This is a genomic window from Phenylobacterium sp., from assembly GCF_036677185.1.
GTDB lineage: Bacteria > Pseudomonadota > Alphaproteobacteria > Caulobacterales > Caulobacteraceae > Phenylobacterium.
The window spans coordinates 36,100-53,618 of sequence record NZ_JAKFEN010000012.1 but is presented as its reverse complement, the minus strand read 5'-3'; the positions used below and the strand labels follow the sequence as shown (position 1 = coordinate 53,618).

Here is a 17,519-nt window from a genome sequence, read left to right as displayed (position 1 = left end):
GCCTATCCGCGGTTGTGACAAGTCCGCCCGACGAATCCTAATTCATCCTAATCTGATCTTTATAATTACTACGGCCGGAAAAGCTGCCGCCGCCCCGCACCGTCGCGCCAGTGACTGGCCTCGGCCAGGTGCCATTTCATGGCCGCGCGCGCCGCGCCCTGCAGGTCGTCCAGCGACGGGCTTGACCCGAGCTGTGCGGCCAGGCCTTCCAGCTGGTCGCCGATACGCTCGCTCCGCGCGCTCTGCTCCTGGAATTCCAGCTTGGCCTCGAGCGCCATGGTCGCCGCGGCGAACGCCGGGACGATGGTCCCGGCCATCGTGACGAGGCCGCTGATCCAGTGGGGGACGTGGACGCCGAACGCGTCGGAGAGCGAATGGCCGATCAAATAGGCGGCGAACACCACCAGCAGGAACAGATAGGCCGTGTTCTCCCCGACATGGATCCGATGGGCGATCCGGCCCTCCCGCTTGCTGACCGCCTGATGGTAGGCCGCCTGGCCGTCCACAAGTTCGCTCATCGCCCAGCGGCCCCAACTGGCGACCCTGGCCTGGTCGAACTTTCCGCTCGGCAAGCCCGCGCGCCGCAGGATCGCCTGCTCCGGCTCCAGGGCGTGGCGCGCGATGGGACGAGCCCGGGTGCTGACCAGGCTCACGCCAAGCGGCCAGCAGGCCCGCACGAGGCGCAGTTGCTCGGCCAAGTGCCGCTCCTCGCCCCACCGCTCGTGCTGGCGCGCGCGCGCCGCGCCGGTCCAGACCCACAGCGCCGCGAGGCCCAGCATGAGCTCGACGAAGACGGCGGTCGTCTTGAGCTGCGGCCACACCGCGGGGGAAGAGCCCACGATCGCCGCCGTGACCATCGCCAGCAGCAGCAGGATCTGTTCGGAACGGTGGACCGCCGACAGGCGATTGGCGTGGTGGTCGGCCTTGAGATAGGCTGCGGTCAGCAGGCGAAACCCCTCCTGCTCGGCGAGGTCCTCCGGCAGCGGGTGCGGCGCCGCGAGGCCGGACACCCGCCCGCCGAGCAGCCGACGGAACCCGCCATAGGTCTTCCAGAGCCACACGTGTAGCCAGTCGTCCAGACTACCCGCGCGCTGACCCTCCGCGCCCTCCTCGGCCATGGCTTCGGCGGCTTCGGCGACCGCAAGGGAATCCAGGTTCAGCACCTCGCGGACATTCGCCGCCGTGGCGTCCTCGACATGTGAGAGGTTCCCGGCCTGCAGGCCCTCCTGGAACTCCGGGAAGTCGAAGTCCGACGGCAGGCGTTCGGGCCGTATCAGCCGCAGCCGGGGATCGGACGGTTTCACCCATAGGACGGACAGGCCGATCTCCAGGGCGCAGCGGACCGCGTCGGCGGTCCCGCCCGCCCCCCGCGCCCGCTCTCCCGTCCACACCACCACCAACAGGTCGGCGGCCTCCACCACCAGCCGGGTCTGCTTCAGGTGGGGGTTGCGGCCCAGGGCCTCGGCGGCCGCCCCGTCCAGCCAGGTGGCCGACTGGACCCCGCGCAACTCGGCGGCCTTGGCCGCCGGATCGTCGAGGAACGGGAACACCGCGTGGATCGGCCCGAGCTGGGCCAAGCGCCACGCCTCGGCGGCAAGCTCGTCGGCGCCGGGCGCGAGGCCGCTGAGCAGCCGGGCGTGCTCCACGCCGGCTTCGCGGATGAGCCGGAACGCCGCGTCCAGGCCCTCGGTGATGGGCGCGTGGTGGCCGAGGTCGTTGGCGCGATTATGGCCCGCGAACGCGAGCTGGATCATGGTCACGTCCGACACCTGCGCTCGCCCCTCCCGCGCCGCGTGCCATCGGCGCCTCGGCCTTGCCTCATAACCAACCCATCCATCCAACACAGGGAAGAAGGATTGAGTCCCGCCGCGGCGATCAGACTGCATAATATATGGGCTTGCTTCAATCCTTCATGATTGAATACTACTCGCCTGGCGACAGTACCTCGCGGTATTGCGAGTCTTTGTTTCTTAACATGTTCAAACATGTCCATCCTGGCAGATAAGCTGGGAGGAATGCTTGTCCAGTTCCCGGAATTTCTAAGGGCGCCGCAAATGACTGACTTCGTTGACGCAACCCTGGGATCTCGCCTCCAACCCGTGGGTGTGGCGCGCCTCGCCGGCGCCGCGGCTGGACTGCTGCTCTTGCAAGCCTGCGCCACCGACCAGCCGCCGAAGCCGGCCGTGTCGAAGGGTCCTGCGGTCGTCACCGAGGAGTTCCGGACCTCCGACTTCACCTGGTCCCAGGCGCCGGGAAAGGGCCGCATCGAGGGTCAACTGACCTTCCGGGGCGGCGGCAAGCCCTACAGCTGCGCCGGCGCGGGCGTGGTGCTCACGCCCGAAACGCCCTGGACCCGTCGCCGGATGACCATTCTCTATGCGTCGCCCAGGCGCGCGGCCCTCCCCGCCACCGAGGTCCGCGGCCGCACGCCGCCGGGCCGCAGCGCGGACTATTCGGCCTTCGTCAAGCGCGCCGCCTGCGACGCCTCGGGGCGCTTCGCCTTCAACGGCCTTCCCGACGGCGCATGGTATGCGATCACGGTCGCCAAGCCCTCGCCGCCCGGCGTCGGCGCCGACATGGCCATCATGCGCCGCGTCGAGATCCGCGGCGGAAAGACCGTCCAACTGAGCCTCTGACCGCGCCTCCCGGAGCGACTCGGCCTGGCCGAGCCCGTCTAGACGCGGGGGTCGCCGCCCAGTCGGGCGAGATCGGCTCGCCCGCGCACGAAGCTTCGGATGTCGTCAGAGGTGAAAGGCTCCCCTTCGCGATAGAGGGCCTCATAGACAGCGCGGACGAAGACCAGGTCGTCGGGGCGATCGACGGTCCAGCGGACCTCGCCCTCGTCGCGATCCTGCGACACCCCGCCAAGCGTGAAGCGGTCGGGCCGGCGATAGATGAAGGGCGTGACGTGCTCGCGCTCATAGGGGTCGACCGCTTCGGCGGCCGCCACGCGCAGCGTTCCGACGCTCATCACCTCGGCGTCCAGGCCCTTGGGATAGGTGCGCGTCGGCAGGGTGGTGGCGGTGTAGTGGGCGTGGGAGGCGAGCTGTTGGCCGATCATGGCGTCGATCAGCCCCGGATCGGTCAGCGGACAGTCGGCCGTCAGGCGCACGACGAGATCGTCCTCATCCAGCGAGGCGACCGCGCCGGCGAAGCGACCCAGCACATCCTGCATCGAGCCCCGAAAGACCTCGACGCCGGCCTTGGTCAGGTGATCGGCCAGCACGTCGTCCGACGGGTCGTCGGTGGTGGCGACGATGAGGCGGTCGATGGCCCGCGCGCGGTTCAGGCGCTCGATCTGACGCGTGATCATCGGGGCGCCTGCCAGGTCGGCCAGCACCTTGCCGGGCAGCCTCGTCGAGCTCATTCGCGCCTGGAGTACCGCCGCGATCATGGGACGCTCCTACGCTGTCGGGATCAGGCCTGGCCGAACGCAACCATGGCCTGGCCGACCTGCGCCATCACCGGGTCCCACTCGCGGAAGGCTTCCGGGATGAAGACCCGCATCTGCGGATACCAGGGATAGCGGTCGGTCCCCAGCCGCGCCCAGGCGCCCGGCGTCGAGATCAGCCAGGAAGGCGCCCCGCAGGCCGCGGCGATGTTGGAGGTGGCGTTGGCGAAGCCGACCACCAGGTCGAGCGCGCAGGAGAGCGCGGCCACGTCGTCCAGGTCCTGCTTCAGGTCGATGCCGGGCGGATTCCAGATCTCCACGCCCAGCTCGCGGCGGGCCTGCTCCAGCTCGGCGTCGACATCGCCGTACTGCAGATTGACGAAGGTGATCCCCTGGGCCGCCAGCACCGGCGCCCACTGCTCGAAGCTCGAATAGTAGCGGTGCCGGGCGCCCAGCGTGCTGCCGCTCTTCCACAGCAGGCCGACCTTGCGGCCGGCCGGCGCGGCGTCCAGCACCTCGCGCCAATGAGCCAGGCGCCCCGGATCGGCCTCCAGGAAACGCGATCGGTTCGGATAGGCGGCCACCTCACGGCGGAACTGGCGCAGCAGCGAACCGATGGGGGTCCAGAGGTCGATCCGCCCCATCGCCGCCTCGTCCAGGAACGGCGCCAGGCGAAAGGTGCGGCCTTCGGCCTGATAGGTCGCGTGGGCGCCCACATGGGCCTTGGGGAAGCTGCGCTGGAACAGCGGCACGAGGCGCGGCTCGACGGCCAGGGTCAGCCGGCCCTCGGGCCCCAGGGCCTCGATGACGTCGGGCACGAGATTGGCGAACATGACCTCGTCGCCCAGGCCCTGTTCGCCGACGATCAGCAGCGACTTGCCGGCCAACGCGTCGCCCGGGTTCCAGCGCGGTCGATCGACCATCACCAGGGTGACGTCGGCGAAGCTCGGATCCAGGCGGGCCTCGTAGTCGTCCCAGCCCTCGCCCACCCGGCCCAGGTCCAGCAGGATCGTCGAGCGGGCCAGTCGCATCATCAGTTGCTCGTCGAGCGGCATGGGCGCGGTCATCGCACGCTCGCAGTCCTCCAGCGCCCCGGCCGTGTCGCCCTGGAACAGTCGGACATTGCCGCGATTATAGCGGGCCTTGGCGAAGCCCGGGTCCAGCCGCAGGGCCTCGTCGAAGAAGATCTGGGCGTTGGCCGGATCGCCCTGTTCGGCCAGGGTGCTGCCGAGCGTGTTCCACAGCAGCGGCTGGTCCGGCGCCCGGCCGATGGCCGACTTCAGGAGCTCGATGGCGTCGCCGTAGCGATGCTCGTCGCGCAGCACGCAGGCGAGGTTGTTGGCGCCCTCGTGATCGTTCGGAAACCGCGCCAGGTGGTGGCGGAACAGCTTTTCGGCCACCGGCTTCTGGCCCATGCGATAGGCGAGGCGTCCCAGGTTGTTGGCGATCTCGGCATGGTCCGGCAGCAGGGCCAGCGCCGACTCGTAGCAGGTGATCGAGCCCGCGAAGTCGGAGGCCTTCTCGCGGGCGATGGCCAGCAGGTACCAGCCGAAGCCGTTCCGCTCGTCCTGCTCCAGCGCCTTGATCGCCCATTCCGCCCCGGCCTTGGCGTCGCCGGCGTTGAGCGCCGCCACGGCCTGGTGCAGCATCGGCTGAATCTTGAGGGCCTTCAGCTCCTCGACGGCGAGCGACAGCTTGGCCAGGGCGTCGCGGGAGCCGGAGTCGCCCACAGCGCCAGCGGCCAGCCGGGCCGGGGTCGGCGCCGCGCCGACCCCGAGCGCCGCGGGCGATGTTGCGCTGGGCGCGGACGGGCGCGGCATGGCCTGACTCCGAGGCGGGCGAGGATCGGGAGATGCTTCGCCCATATACGGTTAACCCCCGCCTAAGCGGCGGCCCTAGACGGGGTAGCCGCGCTCCGCCAGCCGCGCCCGGCTCGCCTCGCGGATCTTCGCCCAGTCGCTGGCCAGCAGGCCCAGGGCCACGACGTCCGTGGCCTTGCCGTCCTTCCAGACGTGTTCGCGGAACAGGGCCTCGCGCGCGAAGCCGAAGGCCTCGTGCATCTTCCAGACCGCCTCGTTGTCGATCAGGACCTCGCAGCACAGCTTGTTCAAGGCCAGCTCGCCGAACACATGCTCGATGATGAAGTACTCGACATAGGCGCCCACGCCCTTCCCCCGGACCGAGGGATCGGCAAGGTAGTAGGCCCAGGCGGTGCGGCGATGGGCCGGGGCGTAGTCGGCGAGATTGGCCAGGCCGACCGGAAGACCGTCCAGCTCGATGATCCAGTAGCGCCGGGAGGGATCGGCCAGGGCGGCGGCGTACCACCGGTCATGCTCCTCCTGGGAGATGACATGGTCGGTGTACATCCAGCGCCGGATCTCCGGCAGGTTGCGCCAAGCAAGCAGGCGGTCGGAGTCGGCGGGCCCCGGAGGACGCATCTTCACATCAACGGCCATGGCGGCTTTCCCCGTTTGGTCCCGGCTCACCAGTGAGACGCTCTCCCTAACTCGACGTTAACCACAAATGTGGCGCTATCGGCCGGGGATTTTCCGGAGGGGATCAGCTTGGCGGCCATCGACCTCGGCCCAGCGGAGATCGATCGCATGTCGGCCGCGCTGCAGCGGGCGCCCGCCGGTCTCTGATGCAGGGTTTGGCGGGTAAGACGGTTTTGATCACCGGCGCCTCCGGGGCGGTCGGAACGGCGTGCGCGCAGGTGCTGCTGGACCAGGGCGCGCGGGTCGCCCTGACCGACCGCGTCGCGCCGCCGCCCCATCTGCTCGCCCACCCCGATGTCGATTTCCAGGCCGCCGACGTCACCGACCGCGCCTCTGTCGACGTCGCCTTCGAGGCGGCGCTTCGCCGCTTCGGGCGCATCGACGCCGCCGTGCTGGCCGCCGGGGTCGAGGGTCCGGTGGCCCTGGTCGAGGAGATCTCCGAGGCCGACATCGACCGCGTCCTCGCCGTCAATGTGAAGGGCTGTCTCTTCTCGATGCAGGCCTGCCTGCGCGACATGAAGCCCAGGGGCGCCGGCAGCATCGTCGCCCTGTCCTCGATCTCCGGCGTCGTCGGCAGCGCGACGCTCGGAGCCTATACGCTCAGCAAGCATGCGGTGGTCGGCCTGGTCAGGTCCGCCGCCCTGGAGGCGGGGCGCCATGGGGTGCGCGTCAACGCCCTCTGCCCGGGCCCCATCGACTCCGACATGATGCGCCGGCTGGACAAGGCGCTTTCGGACCGCGACCCGCAAAGAGCCCAGGGCCAGGCGGACGCGGCCAAGGCCCTGCCCCTGCAGCGGTACGTCACCGCCCTGGAAGTCGCCCGGATGGCGGCGTTCCTCTGCAGCGACGACTCCGGGTCCTGCCATGGCGGCACATACATGGTCGACGGCGGCTTTACCGCGAGGTGATGCGTGACCGCCATGGCCACACCTGATGCTGAGCTGATCGCCCCCATCGGCGGATTCTTCGAGCTGCACGAGCCCGATGGCGCGCTGGCCGGCGCCAGCGTTCTCGAGGCCTGGACCGGGGGGCGGCCCTACGCGGCCTTCGTGAACGCCCGGTCGGCCTTCGCGGCCCTGGCGGCGGCCATGCCGCAGGCGACGATCTGGCTGCCCGCCTTCGTCTGCGGCGACCTCGTCGATCCCTCGTTCGGCGCGCGGGTGCGGTTCTATCCGGTCAATGAAGGCTTCGCGCCGGACCTCGCCCGTGTCGAGGCCGAGGCGCAGGCCGGCGACCTCGTCCTCGTGGCGGCCTATTTCGGCCTGCCGGGCGCCCCCGGCGTACGCGACTTCGCCGCGCGGCGGTCCGACCTGCGGATCGTCGAGGATCGCGCCCAGGCCTTGGGTCCAGGCCTGGACACGGTCGGCGGCTGGACCCTCTACAGCCCGCGCAAGCTGCTGGGCGTCGCCGACGGCGGACTGCTCGTCGCCCCCGCCGGGCAAGCGACGCTCCCCCAGCCGACCTCGTCGGCCGACAGCGTCGCGTTGTGGCGCGCGCCGCTGCTGCGCCACGCCGATCCCCTGGGCCGGGACAACGCCGTCTGGCACGCCGCCAACCGGACCAAGGAGGCGGCCATGGCGGTCACCTCGCAGGCCATGACGGACGCCAGCCGCTCCATCCTGTCGCGCACCTCGCTCGCGAGCCTGGCCGGCCCCAGGCTCGCCAACTGGCGCATCCTCGACCGGCGCCTGCGCGCCTGGTCGGCCCTGCCCGCCGATCCGCCCGCGCCACCCCTCGGCTATGTCCTGCGACTGGCGCCCGCCGCGCGCGACGCCCTGCTGCGCGGCCTGCACGCGGAGCGGATTTTCGCCGCCGTGCACTGGCCGGCGATCGCGGCGCCGACCGCCGACTTCCCCCGCGAAGCCCAATGGACCCTGGAGCTCGTCACCCTGCCGTGCGACCACCGCTACGGCGAGGCGGACATGGACCGGATCGCCGCGCGCGTAACCGAGCTGCTGCGATGACCCACCCCTATGCCCGTGAGGACTACGCCAGCAGCCTCGCCCATATCGGCGCGCCATTCCCCGTTCCCGAATGGAACGGCCACGTGCTCGTCCGGGCGACCCCCTGCGGGACCCGGCAGGACGCCATCGGCCCCTATCCCCTGAGCGTGCTCGCCGCCGGCGCCGATGTCGCCGCGGGGCTGGCGCGGCTGAAGGCGGCCGGCCTGGTCTCCGTCGTCCTGGTGCTCGACGAGCGCCTGCGGCCCGCGATGAGCGCCCTGGAAGCGGCGTCCGTCACCGTCCGGCGCTTCAAGTCGCACTACGTCTATGACCGGAGCCTGGGCCCGCTCGCCTACAGCAAGCACCATCGCTATGAGCTCCGCCGCGCCCTGGCCCGCACCTCGGTCTCGGAAATCCGGCTGGCCGACCACCTGCCGGCCTGGGAAAATCTCTACGGCCAACTCGTCTCCCGCCACGAACTGGGCGGGCTGCACACCTTCTCGCCGGCCCACCACGAGGTCTTGACCCAGCTTGACTGCGTGCGGACCTTCGGCGCCTTCGTCGAGGATCGGCTGGTCTCGGCGCATCTCTTCGTCACCCACGGCGGCCACGCCATGAGCCACCTGGCGGCGTCCGCGCCCGAGGGCTACCAGACCGGCGCGGCCTACGCGGTGAACGATCTCGCGGCGGCCGAGCTCACCGATTGCGGGCTGATCAATTTCGGCGGCGGCGCGGGGGTCGACGACGATCCGACCGACGGCCTCGTTCGTTTCAAGAAAGGGTTCTCCAACAAGGTGGAGCCCGCCTACCTCTGCACCGCGGTCCTGGACGACGACGCCTATCGGGCGCTCAGCGCCGGGCGCGGCGACAGCGGCTTCTTCCCGGCTTACCGCGGGCCACGCCAACTGGAGCGATCTGATGAACATCCGGGGTAAGATCGTCACCCTGCGCGCCGTCGAGGAGAGCGACCTGCCGGCGCTGCACGCCTGGGGCAACGACCCCGACCTTTGGAACATGCTGGGAGGCTGGCATTTCCCGACCTCGCTGCATCAGACGCGCCAGTGGTTCGAACGCCTGGCCGGCGATCCGCTGAACCAGCGCTTCGCCATCGACGTCCCGGGGACCGGCCTGGTCGGCACCGCCAACCTCGTGGACATCGACTGGAAGAACAACAACGCCTTCCACGGCATGATGATCGGCGACCCGTCCATGCGTGGCCGGGGCATCGGGGTCGACGTGATCATGGCCACCATGCGCTACGCCTTCGACGAGCTGCACCTGAAGCGCCTGGACGGCTCGATGGTCGCCTATAACGAGGCCTCGGTGGCCGTGTACTGCGGCAAATGCGGATGGCAGGTCGAAGGCCGCCAGCGCGACTGGTACCACCGCGGCGGTCGCTACTGGGATCGCATCATGGTCGGCGTGACCAGCGACGACTACCGCGCCCTGGTGGGCGCGAACGGCTATTGGGAGACCTGAGTGGCCTGGAAGCAGCTTGGCGCCGTATTCACGCCCGACGGCGCGTTCGACTGGTCGCGGACCCACGCCCAGGCGCCCGCCGCCCTCCTGATGGAGGACCGGATCCGCGTCTATTACGGCACGCGCAACGACGAGAACCGCAGCCGGACCAGCTTCATCGAGCTGGACCGCGCCGATCCCACCCGCCTGCTCCACGTCCACGACAAGCCGGTGATGGACCTGGGCAAGCCGGGGACCCACGACGAGGACGGGGTGATCGGCAGCCAGGTGATGGCCGTCGGCGACGAACTCTGGATGTACTACGGCGGGGTGAGCCGCGGCGGCAGCGTCCCCTACCGGATGTCGGTCGGCCTGGCGCGCAGCCGCGACGGCGGCCTGACCTTCGAGCGGGCCTTCGATGGTCCCGTGGTCGACCGCACGCCGCACGAGCCCTACATGACCATGGCGCCCAACATCATCATCGAGGGCGGGCTCTGGACCATGTGGTACGGCTCCGGCACCGGCTGGGTGGAGATCGACGGCAAGTTCGAGCCCACCTACCAGGTCAAGCTGGCCTTCTCCGATGACGGCCTGACCTGGCGGCAGACCAACCACGCCTGCATTCCCAAGCTGGACCCGCTGGAGGCCAACACCCGCCCCTCGGTTATGCGCACGCCCGACGGCTACGAGATGTGGTTCTCCTATCGCAACAGCCGCGAATACCGCGACGGCGCGGGCTCCTACCGCATCGGCTACGCCACCTCGGCGGATGGCCGCGACTGGCTGCGGCGGCCCGATCCTGAAGGCCTTGCGCCCACCGGCGCCGGCTGGAACTCGGCCACCATGTCCTATCCCAGCGTCATCGCCGCGGACGGCCGCAAGATCATGTTCCACAACGGCGACGGCTTCGGGAAATCCGGCATCGGCTGCGCGATCCTGGAGGACGCATGACCATCCTCGTCTTCCCCTCGGCCCTCGAGGCCGCCGCCAGGTTCGCGCGCGAGGCGGGCCAGTGGGGCCGCCGGGTGGTCGGAGCCTCCTCCCTCGAAGTCGACCCCAACCAAGCCGAGTTCGACGCCTGGGGACGGCTGCCCTTCATCGGGTCCCCCGATTTCTTCGAGGCGCTCGAGGCGCTCGTCGTCCGTGAAAAGGTCACCGCCCTCTTCACGCCCCACGCGCCGACCTTCCACCTGCTCGAGCAGGAGCTGGGCCGCCGGCTGCCGGGCCTGGAGCTCATGGGCCCGGGACCGTTCAGGCGGCAGATGGACCGCGTGACCAACGCGCTCGCGGATGGCGAAGCCGGGCTTGCGAAGGCCCGCGCCTATGGCGAGGGACCCTCCCCGCTCCCGGTGGAATTCATCGCCGGCCTTCTCGCCCAGGTCGAGACCATCCACGGCGAGTGCTCCCGCGACAAGATCCTGGCGATCTGCGGCGTGGTTCCGTCGGCGCCGAAGGGCGACATCGTCGAGATCGGCGCCCTGTTCGGCAAGAGCAGCTACGTGCTGAACCGGGTCGGCGCCTATGGCGGCGTCGGCGCCACCCTGTGCGTCGATCCCTGGGACCTCGGCCTGTCGGTGCAGACCGATGCGCCCACCCACATCCAGGAGGCTTCCGGCGGCTGGGACTGGGATGTGGTCTATTCCGGCTTCCTGGTCAGCATGCTGGCCTGCGCGACCGGCGCCTTCAACTATCTGCGGATGACCTCGGAGGCGGCCCACGGGCGCTATGTCCAGGCCAAGACCGTGACCTCCCGCGAGTTCGGCTCAACCCCGCTCGCGGGCGCCATCTCGGTCCTGCACCTCGACGGCAACCACGACGAATCCGCCGTGGCGCAGGATTTCGAGCTGTGGGGGCCGCTGGTCCTGCCCGGCGGCTGGATCATCTTCGACGACTACAACTGGCCGCACGGGGACGGGCCGCGGAAGGTCGCCGATCGCGCCATCGCCGCCTACGGACCGCGCGTGAAGCGGCGCTTCGTCGCCGGCGGCGCCATGTTCGTCAACCTGGCGTCCTGAGCAGCTTCAGGCCGCCTTCCGCGCCGTGCAGATGTAGTAGAACTGATAGACCTGCGACACGCGCACGTCGGTCAGCGTCGGCGGGAACGTCTCCACCGGACAGCGGTGGATCACGTTGTGGCTGGAGAGCACCTTCATGAAATAGGCCCGCTCCACCGCCGTCGCGGCGTCGTAGATCTGCTCGTCGAGGAACAGCAGCACGCCGCCGGGCTTGGCCACACGCGCCATCTCGGCGATCGCCTTCGAGGGATCGGTGAGGCCGTTCACCGCCCCGTAGCTCAGCACCACGTCGAAGCTGTCGGTCTGGAACGGCAGCTCCATGGCGTCGCCCAGGACCAGGTCCACCGGCACGCCGGCCGCGCTCATCATGTCGCTGCCCTGCTTGAGCATGGTCTCGGACAGGTCGATGGCCGTGTAGTCGGCGTCGAGGTCCATCCAGCCGTGCTTGTAGAGCGAGTTGCACGAGCCCGTGGACACATCGAGGACCTGCAACCTGCGCCCGGCGCTCCGAAGCGGCGCGAGCACCCGCTCATGGACCTGGGCGAAGGACTCGGGCGGCGCATAGGGCTTGCGCGACAGCGACAGCCACGCCGGAACCGCCACCCACATCAGGTGCAGCAGGTAGCGCTGCCGGCTGAGCAGCCAGCCCGCCACCGCCAGCGCGGCGGCCAGCAGCCCGGCCAAGGCGAAGGCGCCGCTCGCAAGGGCGTCGACCAACCCGACCACCAGGCCCAGCAGCACGGCCACGACCACGCCATAGGCGATCCAGTAGGGCCACGACATCGCCAGCGGCCGGACCGGCATCACGATGGCCGGCATCATGACCTGGTAGAGCCGCCCGAACAGGCCGTCATAGAAGGTGTCCCGCAGCTTGCGGTCCTGGGAGCCGAGCCGCGCCTCGACGAACAGCCGTGGTATGCCCGAGGCGCAGGCGAACGCCTGGCCGCAGGCGTCGCAGCGCCACTGGGTCGTGGTGACGGAGAAGTCGCCGGCTCCACATTGCGGGCAGCGGTATTTGCTGGATTTCAGTTCGGTCGCCATGAGGCCCGCCTTACCCGCGAGGATCGAAATAGGCGAAGGTCGCCACCCAGCGGCCGGCGTCGCTGTCCCAGTCGAACTTGTCGCGCAGGTCGGACTGGGTGACCCAGTGCTGATGGTCGTAGCGCCAGATGCAGATGTCGCCGATCTCCTGGCGGGCTTCCATATCGACCACCTCGCCGTCGATCTCGAAGCAGGTGCCGCCGTTGCGGAAGTCCCGGCCGCGCTTGGACAGCGACACGATGAACCCCAGCTTCTGCGGCGTCAGGTTGTGCCAATGCCGCGCGAAGAAGCCGCCGCCGCTCGGATAGTGGATGAGTTGCGGGTGGACATAGGGGCCGGCTTCCGGAATCCCGAACCGGACGCCGTTGCCGGTCAGGTCGTTGTAGAGCAGGCGCAGGGGCTCGAAGAGGCCCCGAAGCGTCGCTTCCAGCTCCGGCGGCGCTGCGGAGAGATCGTTGAAATTGTAGTCGTGGAAGACGTGCGGCGCCTGCTGCTGGCGAGCCACCATCGCCCGGCGGCGATGATAGTTGCCCCGAAAGTCGTCGGTCTCGGCCGCCGGAACCTCTCGCCCCCAGGCCGCCACGGCCGTCCTGGCGGCGGTCAGCATCTCGTCGGGAAAGGCGTGCTTCAGCAGCACCAGTTGCCCGCGGTCCATGACTCGGCGGACGATCTCGCCGCGGTCCATTTCCGTCTCGATGACGCCGTCCCGAAGGCCGGCGCCGACCTCGATCACCCGCTGCAGGTCCAGGGCCGCGCTCACGCCGACGCCGCCAGCCAGCGCGCGTGCATCTGGCGGAAGACGCCCTCCAGATGGCGTGTGAAACCGACCTCGTCGCGATAGGGCGAGGCGTCGAAGCCCGGGCGGACCCTGGCGCGCAGGGCGTCCAGGGCCTGGTGGTCCTGCGTCAGCGTCAGGGCCTTGGCCACATAGTCGTCCCAGCCCTCGGCGATCAGCTCGGGCAGGCCGCAGGGCAGCACCACCGGCACGCCGATGCGGCTGTAGAAGTCGTCGCCCCACTGGGTCAGCACCGGCACGCCGTTGGCCAGGGCGTCGCACGAGGTGGTGCCCCCCGGGCAGGGCGAGGGGTCAAGCGCGAGGTCGATGTCCTGGAACTCGCGCCAGTAGTCGGGGCCCGTGGTGTGGCCGCGGAATTCGAGCTGTTCCGGGGCCGCGCCATAGGCGGCGAAGCGAGCCTGGGTCACCCGCTGCAGCACCGGATCGATGAACGGGCCGTACTTCAGGACCAGGCGATCGGCGGGCCGCTGGCGCAGGATCACCGCCCAGGCCGCGATGGTGATCTCGCTGAGCTTGGCGGGGTTGTTGAACGATCCGTAGGTGACGTAGCCGTTCTTGAGCGCCGGGGTCGGTGCGACGTCCAGGCGCTCGGCCGGCGGACGGCTGGGCGCCACGATCGGGCCGATATGCCAGATCTCCTCGGTGAAGTACTGGTCCGTGCCCGAAACCTCCATGCTGTCGGCATGCAGGATGTAGTCCATGCAGGCCAGGCCCGTGGTCTGCACGAAATTGATCCAGGCGACCTGAACGGGCGCCGGGCGATAGGCGAAGACCGGCAGGCGGCTGCCGGAGGTGTGCCCCCAGACATCGATGAGGATGTCGATCCTGTCGTTGCGGATCTGGGTCGCCACGTCCTGGTCGGACAGTTGGCCGATGCCGCGGACCTTGCAGCCTGGCGGCAGCTCGCCCTCGCCGCTGGGATCGGCGCAATAGAGGAAGACCTCCACCGCCTGGGGATCGTGGGCCTCCAGGACCGGCAGAAGGAACTGGGCCACCTGGTTGCGGGTGAAGCTCGGGCCCACATAGCCGATCCGCAGGCGCCGGTTGGCCGTGCGCTCATTGCCGAAGACCGGTTTCGCCGGCGTCAGGGGCGCGGCGTACAGGTCGCTCCACCGACGCGCCTCCTCCGACACGCGGCGCATGCGGTCCGGGGCGTGGAACACCGCGTAGAGCAGGAACTCGTGGATCGCCGGGTGTGGAAAGGCCTCGGCCGTCGCGCTGAACACGTCGATGGCCTCGTCCGTTCGCCCCTGGTGCTGCAGCGACAGGCCGTAGCTGATCATCCGCTCCGCGTCGGGCTTGTCGAGATCCAGGCTGCACCCGAGCGCCAGGCTGGCCAGCGCCATGTGCTTGGTCGCGTAGAGCTGCCGCCCCACCTGGGCGCAATAGGCCTTGTCGGTCTTGAATCGTCCCGCATCGACACCGTGGGTGCGGAGCATGGCCCCGGCGTGCAGGTTCCGCGCGTCGTCCAGCGTCTGGCGCGCGATCCCCGCCTCGCCGGCCGCCACCAGGGCGCTGTAGAGCCAGTAGCGGCTCTCGTGGTCAGCGGGCCGCGCCTCGGCGATGGCGTGAAACAGGTTCGCGGCCGTCACCGGGTCGCCGGCGTCGAGCGCGGCGCGGCCCTCGGCGATGGGGTCGGACGACGCCAGGCTGGCGAGGGCGGCGGTCATATCAGGCCTTCAGAACCGTGTTGGCGCGGATCGCGGCCGAGCCGTCGGCGGCGAGGTCCTTGCGGGTGTCGATCAGGCTGAGCGGGCCGTTCAGGGTCGCGTTCACCGCCTCCATGCCCACCGCGCGGTCCTTGCCCCGGGCCACCAGGTAGCGCAGCGAGATCCGCTCGTGATCGGCGGCGTCGGGCTGGGTGCCATGCAGGGTGCAGGCGTGCCACATGGCGGCGAAGCCGGTGTCGCCGGTCAGGATCCGCTGGCGCGTCTCCGTCTCGCCATGTGGGTCGTTGCGGTAGGTCCAGGCGTCGTCGCCGCTGCGCGTTAGATCGTGCGGGAAAACCGAGCCGCCCAGCCTGTGGCTGCCCTCCAGCAGGTAGAGCGGCGCGTCCGCGCGCGTCACCGGATGGAGATAGACGTAGAGCGTCAGGAAGTCGGCCTCGCGCTCCTTGTAGTCGATCAGGTCCTGGTGGAAGTCGATGCCGTAGAAATAGGTGATGTCGCGGTGTTCGGGGCGCACATAGGCGCCGAGATTGTTCACCGGATTGCCGTGGATGCGGGTCTTCAGCCAGTCGGGGATCGCGCTGGCGGGCACGCCGCAGACCACCTTCTTGTTCAGGATCTCATAGTCGGCGCCCAGCAGGGCCGTGATCGCCTCGACGATGTGCGGCGCCTGCTCGACGAACCCCAGCCGTTCCTCGAACCGCTCCAGCAGGTTGCGGCCAGGGCGGGGGTTCACGCCGGTATATTGCGGATCGGCGTCGAACTCGGCCTCGCCCAGGAACAGGCTGTCGTCGAACCGGCGGGTCTGGCGGATCGCTGCGAGCAGGTCGGTCGCCGCGCGCGGGTCCACGGGCGCGTCGAACAGGTGCGCGCCGGCTTCGATGAAGTCGGAGATCACCGCGCCGGCCAGGTCCGGGCGCGCCTTCGCCATCATGTTCACGGTCATCTCCGGTCGTATGGTTAACGACGGAGTAGCCGCATTGCGTTAACCCGTGCTTACGATCGCGCGCCCGCTAGAGCCCCAGCACCATCTTGGCCATGATGTTGTGCTGGATCTCGTTGGACCCGGCATAGATCGAGGTCTTGCGATAGTTGAAGTACATCGGCGCCACCGTGGCGGCGTAGTCGGCGCCGGCGCGCGGGACATTGGTCTCCCCGTGCAGCTCGGCCCAGGTGTCGCGCACGAAGGGCTGGGCGTAGACGCCCGCCGCCTCCAGGGCCAGTTCGGTCACCGCCTGCTGCGCCTGGGAGCCTTCCAGCTTGAGCATGGAGGACGCCGCCCCCATGGCCTCGCCCGACGTCCGCGCCGCGAACATCCGCAGCTCGGTGGCGTTCAGCACCTCGACCTTGATCTGCAGCTCGGACAGCTTCCGGCGGAAATCGGGATCGTCCATCATCCGGCGCCCGCCGTCGGACGGCTCGACCCCGGCGATCTTCTTGACCTTGGCCAGCTGGTTGGTCAGGCCCGCCGCGTAGGGATTGCCGCGCTCGAACTGCAGCAGGTACTTGGCGTAGGTCCAGCCCTGGCCCTCCTCGCCGATCCGATTGGCGACCGGAACCCGGACGTCCTCGAAGAACACCTGGTTGATCTCCTCCTCCCCGGTCGGCGGACCGTCCAGGGTGGGCAGCGGCACGACCGTGATCCCCGGCGTCTTCATGTCCAGCAGCAGGAAGCTGATCCCCATCTGCCGGATCGGCTCGACCGAGGTCCGCACCAGGCAGAACATCCAGTCGGCGTGCTGGGCGTAGGTCGTCCAGATTTTTGAACCGTTCAGTACATAATGATCGCCGTCGCGCTCGGCCTTCATCGACAGCGAGGCCAGGTCCGAACCGGACCCCGGCTCGGAATAGCCCTGGCACCACCAGACGTCGGACGACAGGATCTTGGGCAGGTGCTGGGCCTTCTGCTCCGGGGTGCCGAAGGCCATGACCACCGGGGCGCACATCTTCAGGCCCATGTTGCTGGTCGAGGGGGCGCCGGCCAGGGCCATCTCCATGTCGAAGATGTACTTCTGGGCGTGGCTCCAGCCGGTGCCGCCGTATTCCGTCGGCCAGTCGGGCGCGATCCAGCCCTTGTCGCCCAGCCGCTTCAGCCAGCGGATCTGACCGTCCTTGCCGATGTGGCCGTTCTTCGACTGGGCCATGTGGGCCCGCATGTCGTCGTCAAAGGCGTCGGCGATGAACGCCCGGACCTCGTCGCGGAAGGCGAGGTCTTCCTTGGAAAATTCGAGGTCCATGACGTGCTCCTAGACGGCGTCGAGATATTCGATCTCGGGACGGCCGCCCATGCAGGGGCCCATCTTGGCGCCGGCGGCCTTGAAGTAATCGGTCTGACCGTGGGCGGAGAGCGCCTCCTGGTCCTTGTAGAGCTCCAACACCTTGTAGACCGTGGCGTCGGTGCGGCTCTTGGTCAGCTGGTAGAAGACATTGCCCGGCTCATTGGCCCGGACCTGCGCGGCCAGATCGGTGAAGATCGCCTCGAACTCACCCTGCTTGCCGTCCTGGACCTTCAAGGTCGCCACCACGCCGATCATGCCGTTCTCCCAAACGTTTGTTTGAAGTCACGGTAGAGGGCTAAATGATCATCGGCAAGTCAGCAAAACCGAGGGACGGTCACCACCATCCGCTCATCCCGGCGAAGGCCGGGACCCAGGTCATAGGGCTCGGCGCTGGTACGAAAATTCAGGTGCGGCGGATGAAACTGGGTCCCGGC

17 protein-coding genes are annotated in these 17,519 nt (G+C 69.3%); 7 read left to right on the top strand and 10 right to left on the bottom strand.

Features of this window, described 5'->3' with window-relative positions; translation table 11 throughout:
- Positions 1–68: 68 nt before the first annotated feature.
- Positions 69–1,754 (bottom strand): hypothetical protein, encoded by a 1,686-nt coding sequence (locus tag V6M51_RS01755; RefSeq protein WP_332764106.1) that lies wholly within the window; start codon positions 1,752–1,754, stop codon positions 69–71.
- Positions 1,755–2,054: 300 nt separating this feature from the next.
- Here V6M51_RS01755 and V6M51_RS01750 point away from each other — a divergent pair, with 300 nt between their 5' ends.
- Positions 2,055–2,636 (top strand): hypothetical protein, encoded by a 582-nt coding sequence (locus V6M51_RS01750; RefSeq protein WP_332764104.1) that lies wholly within the window; start codon positions 2,055–2,057, stop codon positions 2,634–2,636.
- A 38-nt stretch (positions 2,637–2,674) separates the two neighbouring features.
- Here the strand turns inward: V6M51_RS01750 and V6M51_RS01745 are convergent, their stop codons facing one another.
- The 3 genes from V6M51_RS01745 to pseH form a co-directional block, all read right to left on the bottom strand.
- Positions 2,675–3,394, bottom strand: coding sequence for a glycosyltransferase family protein (locus V6M51_RS01745; protein ID WP_332764103.1), 720 nt, complete (start codon positions 3,392–3,394; stop codon positions 2,675–2,677).
- Positions 3,395–3,417: 23 nt separating this feature from the next.
- Positions 3,418–5,211 carry a tetratricopeptide repeat protein gene (locus V6M51_RS01740; RefSeq protein ID WP_332764102.1) on the bottom strand — a complete coding sequence of 598 codons (1,794 nt, stop codon included), beginning with the start codon at positions 5,209–5,211 and terminating at the stop codon, positions 3,418–3,420.
- Positions 5,212–5,286: 75 nt separating this feature from the next.
- Complete coding sequence (gene pseH, locus V6M51_RS01735; RefSeq protein ID WP_332764100.1) at positions 5,287–5,847, bottom strand: UDP-4-amino-4,6-dideoxy-N-acetyl-beta-L-altrosamine N-acetyltransferase; 561 nt, start codon at positions 5,845–5,847, stop codon at positions 5,287–5,289.
- A gap of 212 nt (positions 5,848–6,059) precedes the next feature.
- Between pseH and V6M51_RS01730 the strand changes: the two genes are divergently transcribed.
- The 6 genes from V6M51_RS01730 to V6M51_RS01705 are packed head-to-tail and all read left to right on the top strand — an operon-like array spanning position 6,060 to position 11,302.
- Complete coding sequence (locus tag V6M51_RS01730) at positions 6,060–6,794, top strand: SDR family NAD(P)-dependent oxidoreductase (RefSeq protein WP_332764098.1); 735 nt, start codon at positions 6,060–6,062, stop codon at positions 6,792–6,794.
- A gap of 12 nt (positions 6,795–6,806) precedes the next feature.
- A complete protein-coding gene (locus V6M51_RS01725) occupies positions 6,807–7,850 on the top strand; it encodes a hypothetical protein (protein WP_332764096.1) in 1,044 nt (347 codons plus the stop codon).
- Positions 7,847–8,764 (top strand): hypothetical protein, encoded by a 918-nt coding sequence (locus tag V6M51_RS01720; protein WP_332764094.1) that lies wholly within the window; start codon positions 7,847–7,849, stop codon positions 8,762–8,764. The genes V6M51_RS01725 and V6M51_RS01720 overlap by 4 nt, the downstream gene beginning before the upstream one ends.
- On the top strand, positions 8,748–9,308 hold the full coding sequence (locus V6M51_RS01715) for a GNAT family N-acetyltransferase (protein WP_332764092.1): 561 nt from the start codon (positions 8,748–8,750) through the stop codon (positions 9,306–9,308). The genes V6M51_RS01720 and V6M51_RS01715 overlap by 17 nt, the downstream gene beginning before the upstream one ends.
- Complete coding sequence (locus tag V6M51_RS01710) at positions 9,309–10,238, top strand: hypothetical protein (RefSeq protein ID WP_332764090.1); 930 nt, start codon at positions 9,309–9,311, stop codon at positions 10,236–10,238.
- Complete coding sequence (locus V6M51_RS01705; protein ID WP_332764088.1) at positions 10,235–11,302, top strand: class I SAM-dependent methyltransferase; 1,068 nt, start codon at positions 10,235–10,237, stop codon at positions 11,300–11,302. The genes V6M51_RS01710 and V6M51_RS01705 overlap by 4 nt, the downstream gene beginning before the upstream one ends.
- A gap of 6 nt (positions 11,303–11,308) precedes the next feature.
- On the opposite strand, the gene V6M51_RS01700 is transcribed toward V6M51_RS01705, so the two are convergent.
- The 6 genes from V6M51_RS01700 to V6M51_RS01675 form a co-directional block, all read right to left on the bottom strand.
- Positions 11,309–12,343: a class I SAM-dependent methyltransferase gene (locus tag V6M51_RS01700; protein ID WP_332764087.1), complete on the bottom strand. Its 1,035-nt coding sequence runs from the start codon at positions 12,341–12,343 to the stop codon at positions 11,309–11,311.
- 10 nt (positions 12,344–12,353) lie between these two features.
- Positions 12,354–13,103 carry a hypothetical protein gene (locus tag V6M51_RS01695; protein WP_332764086.1) on the bottom strand — a complete coding sequence of 250 codons (750 nt, stop codon included), beginning with the start codon at positions 13,101–13,103 and terminating at the stop codon, positions 12,354–12,356.
- Positions 13,100–14,809 carry an O-linked N-acetylglucosamine transferase, SPINDLY family protein gene (locus V6M51_RS01690; protein WP_332764084.1) on the bottom strand — a complete coding sequence of 570 codons (1,710 nt, stop codon included), beginning with the start codon at positions 14,807–14,809 and terminating at the stop codon, positions 13,100–13,102. Before V6M51_RS01690 ends, V6M51_RS01695 begins: the two co-directional genes overlap by 4 nt.
- A 1-nt stretch (position 14,810) precedes the next feature.
- Entirely contained in the window at positions 14,811–15,740 is a 930-nt protein-coding gene (locus tag V6M51_RS01685) for a phytanoyl-CoA dioxygenase family protein (RefSeq protein ID WP_332764706.1), read from the bottom strand.
- A 79-nt stretch (positions 15,741–15,819) separates the two neighbouring features.
- On the bottom strand, positions 15,820–17,043 hold the full coding sequence (locus V6M51_RS01680) for an acyl-CoA dehydrogenase family protein (RefSeq protein WP_332764082.1): 1,224 nt from the start codon (positions 17,041–17,043) through the stop codon (positions 15,820–15,822).
- 9 nt (positions 17,044–17,052) lie between these two features.
- Positions 17,053–17,340, bottom strand: a complete 288-nt coding sequence (locus tag V6M51_RS01675) for a putative quinol monooxygenase (protein ID WP_305585668.1) — start codon at positions 17,338–17,340, stop codon at positions 17,053–17,055.
- Between the last annotated feature and the right edge of the window lie 179 nt (positions 17,341–17,519).

What these genes read in the sequence shown, in the direction of transcription:
- V6M51_RS01700 (WP_332764087.1), bottom strand. Translation starts at nt 12,343, where the DNA reads ATGGCGACCGAACTGAAATCCAGCAAATACCGCTGCCCGCAATGTGGA.
- V6M51_RS01750 (WP_332764104.1), top strand. Translation starts at nt 2,055, where the DNA reads ATGACTGACTTCGTTGACGCAACCCTGGGATCTCGCCTCCAACCCGTG.
- V6M51_RS01705 (WP_332764088.1), top strand. Translation starts at nt 10,235, where the DNA reads ATGACCATCCTCGTCTTCCCCTCGGCCCTCGAGGCCGCCGCCAGGTTC.
- V6M51_RS01720 (WP_332764094.1), top strand. Translation starts at nt 7,847, where the DNA reads ATGACCCACCCCTATGCCCGTGAGGACTACGCCAGCAGCCTCGCCCAT.
- V6M51_RS01715 (WP_332764092.1), top strand. Translation starts at nt 8,748, where the DNA reads ATGAACATCCGGGGTAAGATCGTCACCCTGCGCGCCGTCGAGGAGAGC.
- V6M51_RS01745 (WP_332764103.1), bottom strand. Translation starts at nt 3,394, where the DNA reads ATGATCGCGGCGGTACTCCAGGCGCGAATGAGCTCGACGAGGCTGCCC.
- V6M51_RS01725 (WP_332764096.1), top strand. Translation starts at nt 6,807, where the DNA reads ATGGCCACACCTGATGCTGAGCTGATCGCCCCCATCGGCGGATTCTTC.
- pseH (WP_332764100.1), bottom strand. Translation starts at nt 5,847, where the DNA reads ATGGCCGTTGATGTGAAGATGCGTCCTCCGGGGCCCGCCGACTCCGAC.
- V6M51_RS01685 (WP_332764706.1), bottom strand. Translation starts at nt 15,740, where the DNA reads ATGATGGCGAAGGCGCGCCCGGACCTGGCCGGCGCGGTGATCTCCGAC.
- V6M51_RS01755 (WP_332764106.1), bottom strand. Translation starts at nt 1,754, where the DNA reads ATGATCCAGCTCGCGTTCGCGGGCCATAATCGCGCCAACGACCTCGGC.
- V6M51_RS01680 (WP_332764082.1), bottom strand. Translation starts at nt 17,043, where the DNA reads ATGGACCTCGAATTTTCCAAGGAAGACCTCGCCTTCCGCGACGAGGTC.
- V6M51_RS01690 (WP_332764084.1), bottom strand. Translation starts at nt 14,809, where the DNA reads ATGACCGCCGCCCTCGCCAGCCTGGCGTCGTCCGACCCCATCGCCGAG.
- V6M51_RS01675 (WP_305585668.1), bottom strand. Translation starts at nt 17,340, where the DNA reads ATGATCGGCGTGGTGGCGACCTTGAAGGTCCAGGACGGCAAGCAGGGT.
- V6M51_RS01740 (WP_332764102.1), bottom strand. Translation starts at nt 5,211, where the DNA reads ATGCCGCGCCCGTCCGCGCCCAGCGCAACATCGCCCGCGGCGCTCGGG.